The 20,806-nt window shown below is 30.7% G+C and carries 18 protein-coding genes; 17 read left to right on the forward strand and 1 reads right to left on the reverse strand.

Annotation, left to right across the window (positions count from 1 at the left end):
• Positions 1–140 precede the first annotated feature (140 nt).
• Positions 141–923: a type I methionyl aminopeptidase gene (gene map, locus BPEN_RS01365; protein WP_011282816.1), complete on the reverse strand. Its 783-nt coding sequence runs from the start codon at positions 921–923 to the stop codon at positions 141–143.
• Positions 924–1,249: 326 nt separating this feature from the next.
• Between map and rpsB the strand changes: the two genes are divergently transcribed.
• The 17 genes from rpsB (at position 1,250) to accA (ending at position 20,684) form a co-directional block, all read left to right on the forward strand.
• Positions 1,250–1,936 (forward strand): 30S ribosomal protein S2, encoded by a 687-nt coding sequence (rpsB, locus tag BPEN_RS01370; protein ID WP_011282817.1) that lies wholly within the window; start codon positions 1,250–1,252, stop codon positions 1,934–1,936.
• An 85-nt stretch (positions 1,937–2,021) separates the two neighbouring features.
• Positions 2,022–2,840, forward strand: a complete 819-nt coding sequence (tsf, locus tag BPEN_RS01375; RefSeq protein ID WP_011282818.1) for a translation elongation factor Ts — start codon at positions 2,022–2,024, stop codon at positions 2,838–2,840.
• Between the two features lie 205 nt (positions 2,841–3,045).
• Positions 3,046–3,771 carry a UMP kinase gene (pyrH, locus tag BPEN_RS01380; RefSeq protein ID WP_011282819.1) on the forward strand — a complete coding sequence of 242 codons (726 nt, stop codon included), beginning with the start codon at positions 3,046–3,048 and terminating at the stop codon, positions 3,769–3,771.
• Positions 3,772–3,856: 85 nt separating this feature from the next.
• Positions 3,857–4,423 (forward strand): ribosome recycling factor, encoded by a 567-nt coding sequence (gene frr, locus BPEN_RS01385; protein WP_011282820.1) that lies wholly within the window; start codon positions 3,857–3,859, stop codon positions 4,421–4,423.
• A gap of 94 nt (positions 4,424–4,517) precedes the next feature.
• Positions 4,518–5,711 (forward strand): 1-deoxy-D-xylulose-5-phosphate reductoisomerase, encoded by a 1,194-nt coding sequence (ispC, locus tag BPEN_RS01390; RefSeq protein WP_011282821.1) that lies wholly within the window; start codon positions 4,518–4,520, stop codon positions 5,709–5,711.
• 156 nt (positions 5,712–5,867) lie between these two features.
• Positions 5,868–6,620 carry a polyprenyl diphosphate synthase gene (gene uppS, locus BPEN_RS01395; RefSeq protein ID WP_011282822.1) on the forward strand — a complete coding sequence of 251 codons (753 nt, stop codon included), beginning with the start codon at positions 5,868–5,870 and terminating at the stop codon, positions 6,618–6,620.
• 31 nt (positions 6,621–6,651) lie between these two features.
• Positions 6,652–7,512, forward strand: a complete 861-nt coding sequence (locus BPEN_RS01400; RefSeq protein WP_011282823.1) for a phosphatidate cytidylyltransferase — start codon at positions 6,652–6,654, stop codon at positions 7,510–7,512.
• Positions 7,513–7,547: 35 nt separating this feature from the next.
• Positions 7,548–8,921, forward strand: a complete 1,374-nt coding sequence (gene rseP, locus BPEN_RS01405) for a sigma E protease regulator RseP (protein WP_011282824.1) — start codon at positions 7,548–7,550, stop codon at positions 8,919–8,921.
• A 71-nt stretch (positions 8,922–8,992) separates the two neighbouring features.
• Complete coding sequence (bamA, locus tag BPEN_RS01410; RefSeq protein ID WP_238374072.1) at positions 8,993–11,389, forward strand: outer membrane protein assembly factor BamA; 2,397 nt, start codon at positions 8,993–8,995, stop codon at positions 11,387–11,389.
• Between the two features lie 79 nt (positions 11,390–11,468).
• Positions 11,469–11,969 carry an OmpH family outer membrane protein gene (locus tag BPEN_RS01415; protein ID WP_011282826.1) on the forward strand — a complete coding sequence of 167 codons (501 nt, stop codon included), beginning with the start codon at positions 11,469–11,471 and terminating at the stop codon, positions 11,967–11,969.
• Between the two features lie 3 nt (positions 11,970–11,972).
• On the forward strand, positions 11,973–13,004 hold the full coding sequence (gene lpxD / locus BPEN_RS01420; protein ID WP_011282827.1) for a UDP-3-O-(3-hydroxymyristoyl)glucosamine N-acyltransferase: 1,032 nt from the start codon (positions 11,973–11,975) through the stop codon (positions 13,002–13,004).
• A gap of 99 nt (positions 13,005–13,103) precedes the next feature.
• Positions 13,104–13,559 carry a 3-hydroxyacyl-ACP dehydratase FabZ gene (gene fabZ, locus BPEN_RS01425; protein ID WP_011282828.1) on the forward strand — a complete coding sequence of 152 codons (456 nt, stop codon included), beginning with the start codon at positions 13,104–13,106 and terminating at the stop codon, positions 13,557–13,559.
• Between the two features lie 4 nt (positions 13,560–13,563).
• Positions 13,564–14,352 (forward strand): acyl-ACP--UDP-N-acetylglucosamine O-acyltransferase, encoded by a 789-nt coding sequence (lpxA, locus tag BPEN_RS01430; RefSeq protein ID WP_011282829.1) that lies wholly within the window; start codon positions 13,564–13,566, stop codon positions 14,350–14,352.
• 23 nt (positions 14,353–14,375) lie between these two features.
• The gene (gene lpxB / locus BPEN_RS01435; RefSeq protein ID WP_041567559.1) at positions 14,376–15,518 is read left to right on the forward strand and encodes a lipid-A-disaccharide synthase; all 1,143 of its coding nucleotides are present in this window, start codon (positions 14,376–14,378) and stop codon (positions 15,516–15,518) included.
• Complete coding sequence (gene rnhB / locus BPEN_RS01440) at positions 15,515–16,168, forward strand: ribonuclease HII (RefSeq protein ID WP_011282831.1); 654 nt, start codon at positions 15,515–15,517, stop codon at positions 16,166–16,168. Before lpxB ends, rnhB begins: the two co-directional genes overlap by 4 nt.
• 46 nt (positions 16,169–16,214) lie before the next feature.
• Entirely contained in the window at positions 16,215–19,706 is a 3,492-nt protein-coding gene (dnaE, locus tag BPEN_RS01445; RefSeq protein WP_011282832.1) for a DNA polymerase III subunit alpha, read from the forward strand.
• Between the two features lie 18 nt (positions 19,707–19,724).
• Positions 19,725–20,684 (forward strand): acetyl-CoA carboxylase carboxyl transferase subunit alpha, encoded by a 960-nt coding sequence (accA, locus tag BPEN_RS01450; protein WP_011282833.1) that lies wholly within the window; start codon positions 19,725–19,727, stop codon positions 20,682–20,684.
• The last annotated feature ends 122 nt before the right edge of the window (positions 20,685–20,806 follow it).

Raw genomic sequence — 20,806 nt, forward strand, 5'->3', positions numbered from 1 at the left:
ATTTATTTTCATAAAAACAATATATATCACCCCATAATCATATTTTTGTACTTATTCAAAGTCATTTATTAATATAAATGCAAGTATCTCTAAAAATGATTGGCAATAAAACACATACCTTTTTTATTAATTATAATGATTTAAATAATTGATGATAAAGACTCATCGGAACGTAACGTTAATACATCGCACCCATTTTCTGTAACAACAATAGTGTGTTCATACTGCGCTGACAAATTATGATCTTTTGTTTTTACTGTCCATCCGTCATTTTCAGTATAAATATGGCGAGTACCTGCATTTACCATAGGTTCTATTGTTAATGTCATGCCTGATTTTAATATCACACCTTCATCATCAGCATCATAATGCAATACATGGGGAGCTTCGTGAAAAAATTTTCCAATTCCATGCCCACAATACTCTCTTACTATTGAAAAATTTTGACTTTCAACAAATCTTTGGATAGATTGACCTATTTTTTTTAAACGTATGCCTGGTCTAATCATACGAATTGCTAAATAAAGACTTTCTTGAGTGATCTTACATAATCGATACCCCAACTTTGTTGGTCGACCAACAATAAACATTCTAGAAGTATCAGCATATAATCCGTCTTTAATTACTGTAATATCAATATTTATTATATCACCTTCTTTTAATTTATGTGAATTATTTGGAATACCATGACAAACTACCTCATTAATTGAGGTACAAATAGATTTAGGAAATCCATGATAACCAAGAGGAGCAGAAATAGCATGTTGTATTTGTGTAATATAATTATGGCAAATAGTATCTAATTCTCCAGTACTAATACCAGGTTGCACGTAAGCTTCAATCATTTCTAACACTTCTGCAGCTAACTTCCCAGAGACGCGCATCTTTGCTATATCTGTAAGCGTTTTAATAATAATTTTCATAATATATATATTATTAATTTTATTAACAAATACATAATATTTTTGCCTTTACATCATATGATTTACATACACAAATCATTGCACTAATGGAGATAAATTACATCCAGGTATATTTTAAAACTCTGCACTTATTGCTATCAAATAAGCATGTTTTATTTGAAAATAAATGTTAATTATTTCTTGTTTTAGACCATCGTAAACACTATTCTTCGTATTTAACTTATTAAAAAATTATTATAACATGTATTATGTAATCTATCTATATTTAAATACCGATAACTACTAACATTATAAATAATCTACTCAATAACCAATAGAGGTATATAATGGAAAACATTTCTATACGCGACATGCTTCAAGCTGGTGTTCATTTTGGGCACCAAACCCGTTATTGGAATCCTAAAATGAAACCCTTTATTTTCGGGGTTCGCAATAAAATACATATTATTGACTTAGAAACAACTAGTGTAATGTTTAGACAAGCTTTAATTGAGCTGAATAAAATCGCTGCACTCAAGGGTAAAATTTTATTTGTAGGTACTAAACGCGCAGCTAGTGAATCAGTAAAAAAAACAGCACTGGCTTGCAATCAATTTTTTGTTAATCATCGTTGGCTAGGTGGAATGCTAACTAATTGGAAAACAGTACGCCAATCTATAAAACGTTTAAAAGATTTAGAAATTCAATCTCAGGATGGTACTTTTAAGAAATTAACTAAAAAAGAAGCATTGATCTTGAATCGAGAACTTATTAATCTAGAAAATAGTTTAGGAGGTATTAAAAATATGGGTGGGCTTCCAGACGCAATTTTTGCTGTTGGCGCAACACATGAACATATTGCTATAAAAGAAGCAAATAGCTTAGGGATTCCAGTTTTTGCAATAGTTGATACCAACTCTAACCCAGATGGAATAGATTTCGTTATTCCAGGGAACGATGATGCTGTACGCGCGATTAACCTATATTTAAATATAATATCTAATATGATACATATAAATGCATGCAATACTTAAGATAATTAATACTACACATAAATTTGTTAATAATTAAATGTGTAATAATATTTTCTATATATATTCTTAATACGATGATATTACTATGAAAGAAAAAATAATTAATATTAATAGCGATTTAATTAAAGAATTACGTAAACGTACTAGCATTGGTGTTGTAGAATGTAAGCAAGCTTTAATTAAAGCTAATGGAGATCTTGAATTAGCTATAGATAACATGAGAAGATCCGGTTTAAAAACTGCTTGCAAAAAATCTGGACACATCACATCATCAGGTCTCATTGCAGTAGAAATAACATCCAATAAGCAATATGGTATTATGATAGAAATAAATTGTGAAACTGATTTCGTGGCTAAAGATAGTACTTTTCAAGAATTCGCTAAAACTGTTATTATTACAGCATTAAATGAAAAAATTCATGATATTAATATACTACAAACTAGATTTAAAGAACAACGAACTAATTTAATTGCACAAGTTGGAGAAAATATAAATATTCGTAGGTTTGTTGTGTTGACGGGTGATTTTTTGGGGTGTTATGTACACGGATTTAAAATAGGGGTAATAGTTGCTGCTAGCGGAAATGTAACTGCAGATTTAATGAAGCATATTTCCATGCACATCGCGGCTAAAAACCCTAAATATATTAATGTAAATGATGTTCCTAGAAATGTAATAATTCGTGAAAATAATATTCAAATGGACATTGCTATGAAATCTGGAAAATCATACAAAATTTCAGAAAAAATAACCGCAGGACGTATGAGTAAATTTTTCAATGACATTGTATTAACAAAACAAAACTTCATAATGGATATTAACAAAACAGTGGAAGAGCTATTGATTGAGTATCATATAAAAATTAATAATTTTGCTCGCTTTGAATTAGGTGAAGATATGTAAATTAATATTTTATATTATTTCTAAAATTTTAATTAATTAACACAGATCATCATTGGTTTTTAAAGTAATATATTCAATCCTTTTAACAATAAAAAACTATTAATTAAATTGGTTAAAATCGGAATAATTGTTGACATGCATATTATACTTTAAATAAGTTAGTGTTTGCTTCTGTTTATGCCATTTTTTGTGAGGAATATAATTAATGGTAACTCACACGAAACCAATTTATCGGCGTATCGTACTTAAAATGAGTGGAGAAGCTCTACAAGGCGCCGAAGGTTTTGGAATCGATACTACTATATTAAACCGAATGGTTACAGAAGTTAAAGAGTTAGTTAAAATAGGTATTCAAATAGGTATAGTTATGGGAGGCGGCAACTTGTTCCGTGGCGCCGAATTAGTTAAATCCGGTATGAATCGTATAGTAGGAGACCATATAGGGATGTTAGCTACTATAATGAATGGATTAGCCATGAGAAGTGCATTAAATCATGCTTATGTTCATTCCCATTTAATGTCAGCTATTCCATTAAATGGAGTATGCGATCATTATAATTGGATGAAAGCTATTAACTTACTGTCTAATAATTGGGTGGTAATTTTTGCAGCTGGGACCGGAAACCCTTTATTTACTACCGATTCTGCTGCCTGTTTGCGTGGTATTGAAATTAAAGCAGATGTAGTACTTAAAGCAACTAAAGTAGATGGTGTATTTTCTACTGATCCAATTCAACACCCTGATGCTACACTATATGAACAATTGAGTTATCAGGACGTACTAGAGCGTGAATTAAAAGTTATGGATTTGACAGCATTTACATTGGCACGAGAACACAATTTACCAATACGCATATTTAATATAAATAAACTTGGAGCATTAAAAAGAATAATAATGGGATATAAAGAAGGGACTTTAATAACCAAATAATTTAAAGATGTGCGACATTCAAATAAATACTTAAATTTATATAAATTGATTTTTAATTTAGAAATATAAATCAGAGGTATATGATGTGATTAATAAAATTGATAATATTCAGACAGATTCGGAAATACATATGAAAAAATGTATTAAAAACTTTAAAACAAATATCAATAATATTCATATAGGACGTATTTCTCCAAATATATTAAATAACATCCGAGTAGACTACTATGGAATATCCACTCCATTATCTCAAGTAGCAAATGCCATAGTAGAAGATTCACGTACTTTAGCTATTACAGTGTTTGACCATCAGTTGATCAAATCAACTGAAAAAGCTATTTTTATGTCTGATTTGGAATTAATTCCTATTTCTTATGGAAATACTATTCGAGTAACATTACCTGCATTAACTGAAGAACGTCGTCATACTTTAATAAAAATGGTACGAACTGAAGCAGAAAAAAGTAAAATAGCTGTAAGAAGTGTGCGTCGTATTGCTAATGATAAAACCAAAATTTTACTTAAAAACAAAGAAATTAATGAAGACGAAGAGCATTTTTTTCAAAATGAAATTCAAAAGTTAACTAATATTTGGATTAAAGAAATTGATATTATTCTCGCGGAAAAAGAATCAGAATTAATGAAATTTTAAGTATTAAATTGTGCGTTGATAGATATTTATATATGTACTAACATAAATAATAGATTTTTATCTTTACACCCAATGAGTAATTTAATTTATACATATGCAATCTTTAACAATTTTAGGTAGTACTGGATCTATTGGAAAAGCTACCCTATCTGTAATACAACAACACACCGATAAGTTCTTTGTGCATGCATTAGTCGCGAAAAATAACGTTGCTATCATGACAGAACAGTGCATAGCGATGTCTCCCAAATATGCATGTATGATATCTGAAGATGCAGCACGAATATTGAAAAAAAATTTAATCACCGCTGGGAAATATGATATTGAAGTATTATCTGGGGTGATGCATGCCTGTGAATTAGCATCAACTAATGATGTGGATATGGTGATGTCTGCCATAGTTGGAATTGCTGGATTAAAGCCTACTTTTTCCGCGTTGCGTGCTGGTAAAAAAATATTATTGGCAAATAAAGAAACTTTAGTTACTGGCGGAAAATTGTTTATGAAAGAAGCCAATCGATACCGTGCCTGTATACTGCCTATAGATAGCGAACATAACGCAATTTTTCAAAATCTACCAGAGATATGTCAGAAGAGTTTAGGAAATACATCTTTATCTGAATGCGGTATATCTCGTATTGTGCTAACTGCATCTGGAGGAATTTTCTTCAAAACGCCACAAAAACAATTAACCAAAATAACACCAGAGCAGGCTTGTGTGCATCCTAATTGGTCCATGGGGCGTAAGATATCAGTAGATTCTGCTACTATGATGAATAAGGGATTAGAATATATTGAAGCACGTCATTTATTTAATGCTAAACCAAGTGAAATAGAAATTTTATTACATCCTCAGTCTATTGTCCATGCTATGGTATACTATTCCGACGGAAATGTATTGGCGCATTTAGCACCTCCAGATATGAGAATTCCTATTGCGTACGCAATGGCATATCCTAAAAGAATAGGACTAAAAATCTCATCTAATATAGACATATATTATCTTAATAAATTACATTTTGATCAATTAGATAATTGCAGTTATCCTTGTTTTCAATTAGCAATAGATGCTGATAATTGTAGTCAATCGGCTACTATTATCCTGAACGCAGCAAATGAAATCGCCGTAGAAGCATTTTTACGTAAAATGATTTCTTTTACTGACATTCCTGACGTCATTCGTCGTGTACTTGATGCAATAAATTTAAATGATCCTAATGATATAGAAGATATTTTATATATTGATCAAAAAGCTCGTGAGAAAGCAATATCTATATGTGTCATATAATAAATAATGTTGTCTTTAATAAATTTATCATAATTACTACATATATATATCGCGAAAATGATAAGTAATTTTATTAATCTATAATTATAATGTTAATTATTATAAACGAGTATTTTTACTTAACACAAAGGTATTTAATTTGGAAAATAAATAAATGTGATATTATCTCAACGTAATCAAGATCTTAGCACTTTTTCATCTAATTTATTACCACGCCATGTTGCTATTATCATGGATGGTAATGGGCGTTGGGCAAGAAGACGAGGAAAATTACGTATTGTTGGGCATCAAGCTGGATTTAATGCGGTACGGCGTGCTGTTCATTTCGCTGTTAATTATAGATTCGATGCATTAACTTTATATGCGTTTAGCAGTGAAAACTGGAAACGTCCTGACAAAGAGATTGATTCTTTAATGCAATTGTTTTCTCATGCTTTAAATAATGAAATAGATGTTCTACATAAGAATAATATCAAACTAAGAATCATTGGAGATATTAATCGATTTTCCGGTGAATTACAAAAAAATATACACCGCTCTGAAAAATTAACTTCCAACAATAGTGGACTTACGCTTAATATTGCTGCAAATTATGGAGGACGATGGGATATTATCCAAGGAGTAAAACAACTTGCCACGCAAGTGCAGCAAGGAATATTAACCCCTAATCAAATTGACGAAGATGCTCTATGTAAATGTATCTGTATGCATGAATTAGCTCCAGTAGATTTGGTGATTCGAACAGGAGGTGAACATCGCATTAGTAATTTTTTGCTTTGGCAAATAGCATATGCTGAATTATTTTTTACAGATGTATTATGGCCTGATTTTAATGACGTCATATTTAAAAGAGCAGTAAATACTTTTATGAAACGAGAGCGCCGATTTGGAAACAGCGCATCTATTTAATTTTCAATACACATGTAATCAAGGAAAAAATGTGTTAAAAACCCGTTTAATTAGCATGTTGCTCCTTATCCCCATAACTATTTTGATGGTATTTTTATTGCCTATTGTATCATTCTCGATTGTTGTATCTATCATTTGTTTGATTAGTGCATGGGAATGGGGGAAAATGCATCATTTTTCTGATTATGCACACCGAATGTGGATATGCGCTATATTTGGATTATTGTGTATTACAATGATCATTGTACTAAAAAAAATATATTTATATTTCAATAATTGGCATATTTTTTGGTATATTTTCGGTAACATTAGTATAGTATGGTGGGTATTAGCGTTTGTATTAATATTATCTTATCCTGATTCTGCTATTTTTTGGAAAAAATCTAATGTACTACGTTTTTTTTTCGGAATATTAACAATATTACCATTTTTTTGGGGGATATTAACGTTGCGCCAATTTCATCATATCAACGATAGCACTATCGGAGCATGGTGTTTACTGTATATTGTAATATTAATTTGGATTAATGATTCAAGTGCATATCTCATCGGTAAAACATTAGGGCGCCGTAAATTATTAGAAAGCGTATCTCCTAAAAAAACTTGGGAAGGATTTATTGGAGGTATATTAATTTCAACAGGAATTTCATGGTTATTCAGTAAATATATGCCAATCACGGTGATAAATCCATCTCTTATATTCATTTATTCTATCATTGCAATTATAGCCTCTATAATAGGAGATTTAACTGAAAGTATGTTTAAGAGAGAAGCTGGTATTAAAGATAGCGGAAGTTTAATTCCTGGGCATGGGGGAATGTTAGATCGCATAGACAGCTTATTTGCTGCAGTGCCTATTTTCGTTTACCTAATATTATTAAGTTTATATTAATATCATCATCAAAAAATAGAGAATTCATTAACATCATGTTATTACATTTTTTTTGGAACTTAATCGCATTTATCCTTGCATTAAGTATACTCATCACGGTCCATGAATATGGACATTTTGTAGCAGCACGTTTTTTAAAGGTAAAAGTAGAGCGATTTTCTATAGGATTTGGTCCTGTTTTATGGAGTTGGCGAGATTCAAATGATACCGAATACGTAATTTCCGCTGTTCTTTTTGGTGGATACGTTAAATTATTTAATACTCGAAAAAAAATAGCATCTTGCGATGAAGAACGTAATCAATCATTCAATTGTAAACGTATTTGGAAAAAAAGTATTATTGTAGTTTCAGGACCCATGTTTAACTTTCTTTTTTCTATTGTGTTATACACATTAGTTTTTATGATAGGCGTGCCTATTTATAAACCAATAATCCATTCTGTTATACCTAACTCTATTATTGCTCAATCACATGTACCATCTGGTGTAGAAATTAAATCAATTAACAATGTTCTGACTCGGGATTGGGATGCAGTACGTTTGGAAATTCTTAATAGCATAGGTAAGGAAAAAATTATTATTTCTGCAACACCAATAAATAGTACGCATATTAAAACTTATACCATTAATTTACCTTGCAACTGGTTCAATAAACCTACCAATAATAAAGATCCTATAATAACATTGGGTATTCTTCCTTTTAATACACATGTATTACCAATCTTGTCAGGAATACAACCTGATTCTGCCGCACAACGAGCTGGTTTAAAAATTGGAGACAAAATAATCTCAATTGACGATCAATTAATACATAATTGGGAGTCATTTATTACAATTATTAAAAATAATCCAGAAAAAACTTTTAAAATTATAGTAGAACGGAAAAATAAAATATTAAACTTCAACTTAGCGCCAGATAAAAAACATCTGGTTCCTTCCGATAAAGCAGAAGGAGTTATAGGTGTTTTTCCGCAAATTACTTGTATTCCAATAAAACATCATGCAATCCATCAATATGGATTGCATCTATCTATACTGGAAGCTTTCGAAAAAACATGGAAATTGATATGCCTAACAACTAACACATTATTTAAATTAATTACTGGAGATGTTAGGGTAACCCACCTCAGCGGCCCAATTGCAATAGCGCAAGGAGCAGGTGCATCCGCTCAATCTGGAGTAATTTACTATCTTATGTTTTTATCTTTAATCAGTATCAATTTAGGTATTATTAATTTACTACCGTTTCCAACACTAGATGGAGGGCATTTATTTTTTTTTATAATAGAAAAAATAAAAGGGAAATCAATATCGAAAGAAACACAGAGTTTTGGTTATATCATTGGATCCATTATACTTACGTTTATGATGTGCTTAGCAATTTTCAACGATATATCTAGATTATGGTAATTAATAAAAATTAAAACTAAAAAGATTAAAATAAATAATAATAGATGAAAATAATATTTATAGCATTCTTATTGATAATTATCAATGTAGCACATAGCGATGATACAATCATAAACAAAATTTTTTTTAACGGATTAAAAAGAATTTCTTTAGATACAGTACTATTTAATTTACCTTTAAAAATTGGAACTATTATTAATGATGAAGATATTGCTAATAGTATTAAAGTGTTGTTTTCTACAGGATATTTTGAAGAAATCACAATATCTAATAATGAAAAAGGAATTATTATAATCCAAGTAAAAGAACGTCCAGTTATTGATAATGTTAATTTTCAAGGGAATAAAATAATTACAGAAGATGTAATAAAAAAAATATTAAATGTAAAAAAAATACAATCAGGTGAACCATTTAATGAATGTTCTATTTTTGAATTAAAACGAGAATTAGATAATTTGTATCATAACTTTGGTAAATTTACAGCTACAACTAAGATAGTAGTTATTCCTCTATCAAGAAATCGTGTTAATTTGAAAATAATGTTTACCGAAGGTAAAACCGCCAAAGTACAACAAATCAATATTTTTGGTAATCATGCATTCCATACAAAAAAATTGTTATCACAATTTAAATTATATAGAAAAATTAAATGGAGACCCATATTACCCAATCGACAATATCAACAACAAAAATTATTCTATGACTTAGATAAATTACGTAATTTTTACTTAAACCATGGTTACGCTAAATTTCATATTGATGAAACACAAATTGATTTAACGCCAAATAAAAAATATATTTACCTTTCTTTATATATTAAAGAAGGCATGCAATATACATTTGATTCTGTAAAATTACATGGAAATATATTAGATTATTTTCCTAATATTAAGGAATACATGATAATCTCTCCTGGAGAATTATATAGTAACAATAAAATTCAAGAAATAGAACGTAACATACGATATGTGTTAAGCAAAAATGGCTACATGCAACCTATTATATTAATAGAACCAGATATAAATGACAACAATAAAACAATAACATTATATGTATATGTTGATATAGGGCCTCATTTTTATGTACGCGAAATACGCTTTGAAGGTAATAATATTACTAAAGATGAAGTAATTCGTAGAGAAATACATCAAACAGAACAAATGCAATTAGATTATACTCGTATTATTCAAGATCAAGATCGACTTAAACGTCTTTGTTATTTTAAAACTGTAAACACTCGCATTGAATATGTATCGAATACTTTAAACCAAATCGACGTTATTTACAAAGTTGAAGAACGTAATACTGGTAATTTAAATTTGAGCGTCGGATTTGGAACAGAAAGTGGTATAAATTTACAATTTGGAATGTATCAAGAAAATGTATTAGGTTCAGGAAACTCTATAGCTGTTGCCAGTACTAAAAATAATTACCAAACTTATGCTGAAATATCATCTGTAAAACCTTACTGCGGCATTAATAATATTAACGTAGGAGGGAAAATATTTTATAATGATTTAAATACTAACAAAACGGGTTTGTCAGATTATAATTTGAAAAATTATGGTATTAATATTAATTGTTCATACCCAATTGTTGAATACACCACGTTCAATATAGGATTAAATTATGTATCTAATTATTTAAGTAAAGTAGCTCCTCAACTAGCAATATGGCGTTATCTAAAATCTGCAAATATTTATCCAAAAATATCGATTAACAATAAATTTTTGGATAATGCTATTAATTTTCATACAAATGATTTTTTATTAGTTTCAGGATGGACTTTTGATAACTCGAATCATGCTTATTTTCCTACATATGGTGTGCGCGCTAATGTATCAAGTACATTAACACTACCTGGGTCTAATAATCAATATTATAAAATACTAATTCATTGCAATAGCTATATGCCTTTGGACCAATATTATAATTGGATAATGATGAATTCTATATATGCTGGTTATTCTGGAAGAATACATAAAAAAGAAAATCCTTTTTATGATAACTTCTACGCCGGAGGTATTGGAACAATACGTGGATTTAGATTAAATAGTATAGGACCAAAAGCTGCCTATTATCATTGCAATGACTCAAGCCAAAACTATACTACATGTGCAATAAAAAATTCTCAAGATGCTGTTGGTGGAAATGCAATAACTCTTTTTAAAACTGAGTTAATTATTCCTATCACATATTTTAATAAACAACATTCTGATATTGCACGTATTTCTCTGTTTTTAGACACAGGTACTGTATGGGATACTTTTTGGAAAAATACTGAAGCAACACAACAAGCTGGTATCGTAGATTATAGCATTCCAAGTAATATTCGTATATCCAGTGGTGTAGCTTTGAAGTGGATATCTCCAGTTGGACCAGTGATTTTTTCTTATTCAAAATTGATAAAAAAATATCTTGGAGATATAGAAGAACCATTTCAATTTAGTATCGGAAAAACATGGTAAAATTTAGGTGCAGTATAGAAATAACAAATATCTTATCAAAGTATAAACTTTTATATTTTATTAAACTAAGAGGTTTACAGTGAAAAAGTGGACATATATATTAAGTATGGTGATTTGGATAACACAAATTAGCCCTGTTGATGCTGAGGATAAAATTGCGATAGTTAATATTTCTAATATTTTCCAACAATCTTCACAACGCGCGAAAATCATTAAACAACTTGAATATGAATTTAAAGATCGTGCTACCGAATTAGAAAAGATGGAGCACGATTTACAAATGAAAATACAAACATTACAACGAGATGGTGCTACCATGAAAACAATCGAGCGTAGTGAATTAGAAAAATCGTTAATAAATCAACGTGAAATTTTCTCTAACAAAGCTAAAGAATTTCAACAAGAAAATCATTCACGTCAGACGGAAGAAAGAGATAAAATTCTGAATATGATTCAGAATGTGGTAACGAATGTTGCTAAAAAAGAAAATTACGATATAGTAATCGACACTAATGCTGTACTGTATCACAGTATTCGTGTTACGGATATTACCAATTCTGTAATGAAACAAGTTGGATAAGTTATGATCGAAATGCGATTATCTGATCTAGCACAACAGTTAAATGCTAAATTACATGGAGATGAAAATATTATTATTACTGGTGTTGCTTCTATAAATAACGCACAAGTAGGACATATTACTTTTTTAAAAGATCAGCGATTTCTAAGTCAACTAAGCTCCTGTCGAGCCTCAGCAGTCATATTGTCTAAAAACAACTTAATTTTTTGTAAGATTGCTGCATTAGTAGTAGAAGATCCTTATATTGCGTATGTTAAAATAGCACGATTGATGGATACTACCCCTAAACCATCAAAAAACATTGCATCTGGAGCTATAATTGCTTCAGATGCAATTTTAGGTCAAAGAGTAGGGATTGGCGCTAATGCAGTTATAGAATCTGAAGTAATTTTAGGTGATGATGTAATCATTGGTCCCGGTAGTTTCGTAGGAAAAAAAACAAGAATAGGAACAGGTACACGTTTATGGGCTAATGTTACTATATATCATGAAGTAGAAATTGGTGAATGCTGCTTAATACAATCTGGAGCTATAATTGGTTCTGATGGATTTGGGTATATTAATGACCATGGTGTGTGGATTAAAATTCCTCATTTAGGAACAGTAAAAATTGGAAATAATGTGGAAATAGGTGCTTGTACTACTATTGACCGTGGAACATTAGATGATACTAAAATTGAAAACGGAGTAATTATTGATAATCAGTGCCAAATTGCACATAATGTCATAATAGGCGCGCGCACTGCAATAGCAGGGGGTGTCATTATGGCTGGGAGTTTAACAATCGGAAGAGATTGCATGATAGGCGGAGCTAGTGTAATTAATGGGCACATAAATATTTGTGATAAAGTCACGATAACCGGAATGGGTATGGTAATAAAAGCAATAACACAACCTGGTATTTACTCATCAGGTATTCCTGTCCAACTAAACACAGTATGGTGGAAAACTGCCGCGTTAATTATGCGGATTAGTAATATGAATAAACGTATAAAAACTATAGAAGAAAAATTAAAAAAACTATTGTTCCTATAAATTTTAAGATAATTAGGACAGCTTATTCTTCATCTTGTTAGAATGAACGGGATAGTATTGTTAATACGATTTATTACCTTTAGACAGGAATAGAAAACCTTGATTACTGATACTTGCGTTTTGCATATTGAGGAAGTTTTAGAACTTTTGCCGCATCGATTTCCATTTTTGCTAGTTGATCGTGTACTAAATTTTGAAAAAGGAAAATTTTTAAGAGCGGTAAAAAATGTTTCCTTTAATGAACCATTTTTTCAAGGTCATTTTCCGGGAAAACCCATTTTTCCTGGAGTATTAATTTTAGAGGCTATGGCTCAAGCCACAGGCATCTTAGCCTTTAAAAGTACAGGTAAATTAGCTCCGGGAGAATTATATTATTTTGCTGCAATTGATGCAGCTCGATTCAAGCGCCCAGTACAACCTGGTGATCAAATGATACTTGATGTGGAATTTATTAAAGAAAGACGTGGTATTGCACGCTTTAAAGGAATCGCTACAGTAAACGAAGAAATGGCTTGTGAAGCATCAATGATGTGCGCTCGTAGAAAGGAAATTTAAACTGATGATTCATCAATCTGCCATCATACATCCTAGTTCTATAATAGAAGAAGGAGCTATAATACACGATAACGTACATATCGGTCCATTTTGTTTTATTGGAGCGCAAGTTGAAATAGGGGCGCGAACTTTACTGAAATCTCATATTGTAATTAATGGCATTACTCAAATTGGAGAAGATAATCAAATTTATCAATTTGCTTCTCTTGGGGAAGTGAACCAAGATTTAAAATACGCAAAAGAATCTACGCGCATAGAGATTGGTCATTATAATCAGATTAGAGAAAGTGTCACTATTCACCGAGGCACTATACAAGGCAAAAAAGTTACCAAAATAGGAAATAGCAATTTATTTATGATTAACGTACATATTGCTCATGATTGCATAATAGGAGATCATTGTGTCATGGCTAACAACGTTACCCTAGGAGGGCACGTAAGAGTAGATAATCACACTATTATTGGAGGAATGACCGCGATCCATCAATTTTGTATTATTGGAACACATGTTATGATTGGAGGATGTTCTGGTGTAGTTCAAGATATCCCGCCATTCATAATAGCCCAAGGAAATCACGCAACACCTTTTGGATTAAACATTGAAGGTTTAAAACGGCGCGGTTTTAGTCGTTCCTCCGTACACGCTATTCGAGATGCTTATAAAATTTTATATCGTAGCAGTAAAACTGTTGAATCAGCTAAAGAGGCTTTAAAAGCCTTAGCAGCAGAACATCCAATTATCAATGAATTTGTAGATTTTTTAATACGCTCTCAACGAGGAATTATTCGTTAACAATGTCATCTATCGTCCCGTCCATGCATAATAATCGCACTATTATTATAGGTATAGTAGCAGGAGAAGCTTCTGGAGATATTTTAGGAGCAGGACTAATCCGTACATTAAAAAAATACTTAAAAAAAGTACGTTTTTTTGGTATTGGCGGTCCCTGTATGCAATCTGAAGATATGAAATCTTGGTATAATATAGAAGAATTATCAGTTATGGGTTTTGCTGAAATCGTTATGAAATTACCACGACTATTATATATTCGTAGAAATTTAGCTCGTAGATTTATTAACTTAAAACCTGATGTTTTCATTGGTATCGATTCTCCAGATTTTAATATTTCGTTAGAAAATCGTTTGAAAAAACGTGGAATTCGTACAATTCATTATGTTAGCCCATCAGTATGGGCATGGAGGAAAAAACGTATTTTTGCGCTTAAAAAAGCTACCGATAATATTTTGGTTATTTTGCCTTTTGAAAAAAAAATATACGATCACTTCAATATACCATGTCAATTTATTGGGCATTCATTAGCAGATCAAATACCACTTAATCCAAATAAAGTTTCTGCTCGTCAAAAATTAGGTATTCCTCATGACGTATATTGTTTAGCAGTATTACCAGGCAGCAGAATTAGGGAAATTAAAATGTTAGCTCATGATTTTTTAGTATGCGCTAAATTATTAAAAAATAATTTTCCTAATCTTGAAATTTTAGTGCCATTAACTAATCAGACATCTATAAAAAAATTTATTAGTGTTGCATCAACATCGGTTAAATATCGTGTTCTAAGCAACCAATCAGCATGGGAGATAATGATGGCAGCAGATGCTTCTTTAGTAACCGCTGGAACAGCAACTTTAGAATGTATGTTGGTCAAATGCCCCATGGTTGTAGCTTATCGCATGCATCCCTTAACATTCATGTTAGCCAAGCATTTTATAAATATTCCCTGGATATCACTACCTAATTTATTAGCAGGTCATGAATTGGTAAAAGAATTTATTCAAAATAACTGTCGTCCTGAAAATTTAGCACAGACATTAATTAATTTATTAAATAATAATAATCAACATATAGTATTGAAAAAAAAATTTAGACAATTACATCACAGCATTAGATGTAATGCAGATGAACAAGCAGCCTATGCGGTTTTGAGATTAATCAAATGACAACAATGTTATCTATTGTGCAAGTAAAAAATAATGAAATACCAAAAACACTATCTATCAAAAAATTTAAATTAATTGCAGGAGTAGATGAATCAGGATGTGGATCATTAGTTGGGTCAGTAATAGCTGCTGCAGTGATATTGCATTCAATACAACCAATTTCTGGATTAGCTGATTCCAAGACATTAAATAAAAATAAAAGACTCAATTTATATAAAAATATTATTAAAAATGCATTAGCCTGGAGCATCGGATATGCTGATGTTACAGAAATTGATCGTTCTAATATTTTAGAAGCTCGTTTATTAGCAATGAAACGAGCAGTGCATAATTTATCTGTTAAACCAGATTTAATTTTAATAGATGGAAATCGTTCTCCAGGATTTACAGAAATACCTTATCAATGTTTTAACAAAGGAGATGCTCGGATAGCAATTATAAGCGCAGCTTCCATTATAGCTAAAGTTACGCGTGATCAAGATATGATCATATTAGATAAGCAATATCCAAAATATGGATTTGCTCAAAACAAAGGATATCCTACTTTTTTTCACTTAAAACAACTAGCGCTATACGGTCCTATATCACAGCATCGAAAAAGCTTTGCTCCTGTAAAACATGTGATTTCTGATATTAATAGGAAACTCTAGGTTTAATATAATGAGATATACATTATTGCTTATGATCTTTTAAATTATGATAAAACCACGTTTTATTCACTTGCACGTACATAGCGATTACTCCATGATTGATGGGTTAGCTACGGTAAATAAATTAATAACAAAAGCAGCATATCTTAAAATGCCCGCGTTAGCTCTTACTGATTTTAACAATTTATTTGGGTTTATTAAATTCTATGATGTTGCTTATAAATCAGGAATCAAACCAATTATTGGAGCAGATTTTTTAGTACAAGATCTTATCATGGACAACAAACCCAGCAAATTAACATGCTTGGTTACTGATAAACAGGGTTATTATCATTTAATTATGCTAATTTCAAAAGCATATAAAAATAAATGCAATAATGTTGCTCTTATGATTCAACGCCATTGGCTTAAAGAATATAACAAAGGTTTAATTCTACTTTCTGGAGGGCGCAACGGAGATATCGGCAGATATTTATTAAGAAATGAAAAATCAAAGATAGAACAATGTTTATATTTTTATTCCAAGTATTTTCCAAATAGATATTATCTGGAATTAATACGTACTGGTCGTCAACATGAAGAATCTTATTTACAATTAGCGATAGAATTATCAATAGCCAAAGGATTACCGGTAGTAGCTACCAACGATGTACGTTTTATTAATGAAAAAGATTTTTTAGCGCATGAGGTTCGCGTAGCGATATATGCTGGTACTACATTAAATAATGTTCAACAATTACGTAAATATAGTTCACAACAATTTATGAAAAGTGAACAAGAAATGTGTGAATTATTTTCTGATGTACCAGAATCTTTAGTAAATAGTGTAGAAATTGCTTACAGATGTAATTTCACCATCGATTTAGGTGGATATTTTTTACCACAATTTCCCACTGGGTGTAAGTCTGCTAAAGATTTTCTTACTACACACGCAAAAAAAGGATTGGAAGAACGTTTAATTTTGTTATTTCCAAAGACTAAAGAACGTCTTGTTCAGAGAAAACCGTATGATTTACGATTAAAAAATGAGTTACAAGTAATTAATAATATGAATTTTCCTAGTTATTTTCTCATCGTTATGGAATTTATTAAATGGGCTAAAAATAACGATATTCCAGTTGGACCTGGAAGAGGTTCTGGAGCTAGTTCACTAGTAGCTTATGTTTTAAAAATTACAGAACTTGATCCATTACAATTTGATTTGTTGTTTGAACGTTTTCTTAATCCAGAGCGTATATCTATGCCTGATCTAGATATTGATTTTTGCATGGATCATCGTGATTTAGTAATTGAACATGTCTCTAAAACTTACGGATCAGAAGCTGTATCTCAAATTATTACGTTTGGGACTATGGCAGCTAAAGCAGTGATTCGAGATGTAGGACGCGTACTAGGGCATCCTTATGCGTTGATTAATCGTATCGCTAAATTAATTCCATTAGAATCGGGAATAACATTGAAAAAAGCGTTTTCTATCGAGCCTCAACTTAAATTACTTTATGAAAACGACGAAGATATTACAGAGCTCATCGATATGGCCCTGCAATTAGAAGGTATCGTGAGAAATGTAAGCAAACATGCAGGAGGAGTAGTAATTGCGCCTATAAAAATTACTGATTTTTCTCCCTTGTATTATGATAACGACAGTATTCATCCAATGACTCAATTTGATAAAGATGACATTGAACGTATTGGCTTAATAAAATTTGATTTTCTTGGTTTGCGTACATTGACCATTATTAATCATGCATTAAAAATGATTAACAATACGCGCCTGAAACAGGGTCTCACTATTATTGATATACACTCCATATCGTTACATGACCAAAAAAGCTTTCATGTACTTCAATCTTCAGAAACTACTGCAATATTTCAATTAGAATCACGCGGTATAAAAGAATTAATTAAACGTTTAAAACCAGATTGTTTTGAAGATTTGATAGCATTGATTGCGTTATTTCGTCCAGGACCGCTACAGTCAGGTATGGTGGATAATTTCATCAATAGAAAACACGGTTATGAAACTATTTCTTATCCTGATGCTAAATGGCAACATGAATCTCTACGTCCAGTATTGGAATCAACTTATGGAATTATTTTGTATCAAGAACAAGTTATGCAAATAGCACAAGTACTTGCAGGTTATACACTTGGACAAGCCGATATATTAAGACGTGCTATTGGTAAAAAAAAACCAGAAGATATGGCTAAACAACGCTCTTTTTTTAATTTAGGTGCTGCAAAAAATGGTATCGATAATACACTATCAATGAAGATATTTGATCTTGTAGAAAAATTCGCTGGTTATGGTTTCAATAAATCTCATTCTGCAGCATATGCATTAATATCTTATCAAACATTGTGGTTAAAAACACATTATCCTGCTGAATTTATGGCGGCAGCATTAAGTTCTGATATGGATAATTTAAATAAAGTAGTATACCTAATAGGTGAATGTCAAAAAATGAAACTTATAATTTCACCCCCAAATATTAACACTAGTCAATATCATTTTTATGTTAATGCAAATAAAGAAATTGTTTATGGATTTGGAGCTATAAAAGGAATAGGAAAAACCTCTATAGAATCTATAATAACATCTCGTAATAAAGGTGGTAATTTTAAAGAATTATTTGACTTCTGCATTCGTATCGACAGTACAAAAATAAATCATCGTATGATTGAAAAATTAATTCTTTCCGGAGCCTGTGATTCGTTTGGAATACATCGTTCAAAATTAATGGCATCACTTAATGATGTACTAAAACGTGCTAATCAACATATTAAAAACAAATATAGTAAACAAACAGATATATTCGAAATGCGTTTAGATGAATCTAATACTATTGCGATATCTGATCGCGACGACAACACACCACAATGGTCTAATCAGTTATTATTAGAAAAAGAAAAAGAAGCTCTTGGATTATATTTAACCAGTCATCCTACTATTCAATATATAAAAACAATAAAACGTTGTGCGTCTAACATCGTTAATATAAAAGATGTTCTGTTAGAAACAGATAATAAAATATTGCATATTTTTGGTTTAATTGTATCAATCCGAACAAAATTAAGTAAGAAAGGAAAACGTGTTGTATTTTTTATTTTAGAAGATTATTCTGGTCGATTAGAAATAATGATATTTGAAACACTGATTCATAAATATCAACATTGTTTAAAAGAAAATAATTTATTGCTTGTTACAGGCGTGATCAATATTGATAAGATACATGGTCATTACAAAATGATTGCACAGAAATTAGAAGATATTAACGACATTCATAAAAAACATACACGTAGTTTATCTATCACATTAAAGAGTAAACAAGTTGACAATCAATTGTTAACCAATATTCATTTTTTTTTAGAAAAAAATAAACTTGGAACTTTACCAGTATATTTTTTTTATCAAAAAAATGGCATTCAAATCAAATTATATTGTGGAAAAAAATGGTATATTACCCTAACTGATCAGTTACTGAGTAATCTACGTAGTCTTGTTGGGGATGAACAAATCAAATTAGAATTACATTAATTTAATAACAGGAATTTTATGGGTTTAAATGTTCTTGATTTTGAAAAACCTATCTTAGATTTAGAAGAAAAAATTAATTCTTTAACATCGATAGTACACTCAGATAAAAAATCAAAAAAAAATGTTAATGCAGAAATTAATCGTCTTCGTTCTAAAAGTATTGAACTTACCCAAAAAATATTTTCTAACTTAAATGCCTGGCAAGTTGCTCAATTAGCACGACATCCTAGACGTCCATACACTTTGGATTATATAGAGCGTATATTTAACGATTTCGATGAATTATCTGGTGATCGAGTATATGCTGATGACAAAGCTATTGTAGGTGGCATAGCGAGACTCAATTCCCGACCAGTCATGATTATTGGGCATCAGAAAGGTCGTGACACTAAAGAAAAAATTAAACGAAATTTTGGTATGTCCGCGCCGGAAGGGTATCGAAAAGCATTACGTTTGATGAAAATGGCAGAACGATTCAAAATACCACTGATTACTTTTATAGATACTCCAGGCGCTTATCCTGGAGTGGGCGCAGAAAAACGTGGACAATCTGCAGCAATCGCTAAAAATTTACGTACAATGTCAATATTAAAAATACCGATTATATGTACCGTAATCGGAGAAGGGGGTTCCGGAGGGGCTTTAGCAATCAGCGTTGGCGATAAAGTTAATATGTTGGAATATAGTACATATTCTGTAATTTCTCCAGAAGGATGTGCGTCCATTTTATGGAAAAATGTTAAAAAAGCTCCTATAGCTGCCGAAGCAATGGGTATTACTGCTTATCGATTGAAAGAACTGAATCTAATTGATAGTGTGATTTCTGAACCATTAGGCGGAGCACATAGAGATATATTAACTACATCTATTTCATTAAAAACACAATTATTATTAGATTTGACCGAATTAGATTCTTTTGATGAAAAAGAATTGTTAAATCGACGATATCAAAGATTGATGCATTATGGATATTGTTAATCTTGAATTAATATATATATATATTCTTTTTTTAAAATAATTGATTTATTATATAAATAATGTAAGTTCATTAATAATATATTAAATATTAATATAATCATTATTATTTAATATTTAAATCG

Source organism: Candidatus Blochmanniella pennsylvanica str. BPEN (assembly GCF_000011745.1).
GTDB lineage: Bacteria > Pseudomonadota > Gammaproteobacteria > Enterobacterales > Enterobacteriaceae > Blochmanniella > Blochmanniella pennsylvanica.

Bases quoted from the DNA above. Each gene is read 5' to 3' on its own strand.
- map (WP_011282816.1), bottom strand. From the start codon at position 923: ATGAAAATTATTATTAAAACGCTTACAGATATAGCAAAGATGCGCGTC.
- rpsB (WP_011282817.1), top strand. From the start codon at position 1,250: ATGGAAAACATTTCTATACGCGACATGCTTCAAGCTGGTGTTCATTTT.
- tsf (WP_011282818.1), top strand. From the start codon at position 2,022: ATGAAAGAAAAAATAATTAATATTAATAGCGATTTAATTAAAGAATTA.
- pyrH (WP_011282819.1), top strand. From the start codon at position 3,046: ATGGTAACTCACACGAAACCAATTTATCGGCGTATCGTACTTAAAATG.
- ispC (WP_011282821.1), top strand. From the start codon at position 4,518: ATGCAATCTTTAACAATTTTAGGTAGTACTGGATCTATTGGAAAAGCT.
- rseP (WP_011282824.1), top strand. From the start codon at position 7,548: ATGTTATTACATTTTTTTTGGAACTTAATCGCATTTATCCTTGCATTA.
- lpxD (WP_011282827.1), top strand. From the start codon at position 11,973: ATGATCGAAATGCGATTATCTGATCTAGCACAACAGTTAAATGCTAAA.
- lpxA (WP_011282829.1), top strand. From the start codon at position 13,564: ATGATTCATCAATCTGCCATCATACATCCTAGTTCTATAATAGAAGAA.
- lpxB (WP_041567559.1), top strand. From the start codon at position 14,376: ATGCATAATAATCGCACTATTATTATAGGTATAGTAGCAGGAGAAGCT.
- rnhB (WP_011282831.1), top strand. From the start codon at position 15,515: ATGACAACAATGTTATCTATTGTGCAAGTAAAAAATAATGAAATACCA.
- dnaE (WP_011282832.1), top strand. From the start codon at position 16,215: ATGATAAAACCACGTTTTATTCACTTGCACGTACATAGCGATTACTCC.
- accA (WP_011282833.1), top strand. From the start codon at position 19,725: ATGGGTTTAAATGTTCTTGATTTTGAAAAACCTATCTTAGATTTAGAA.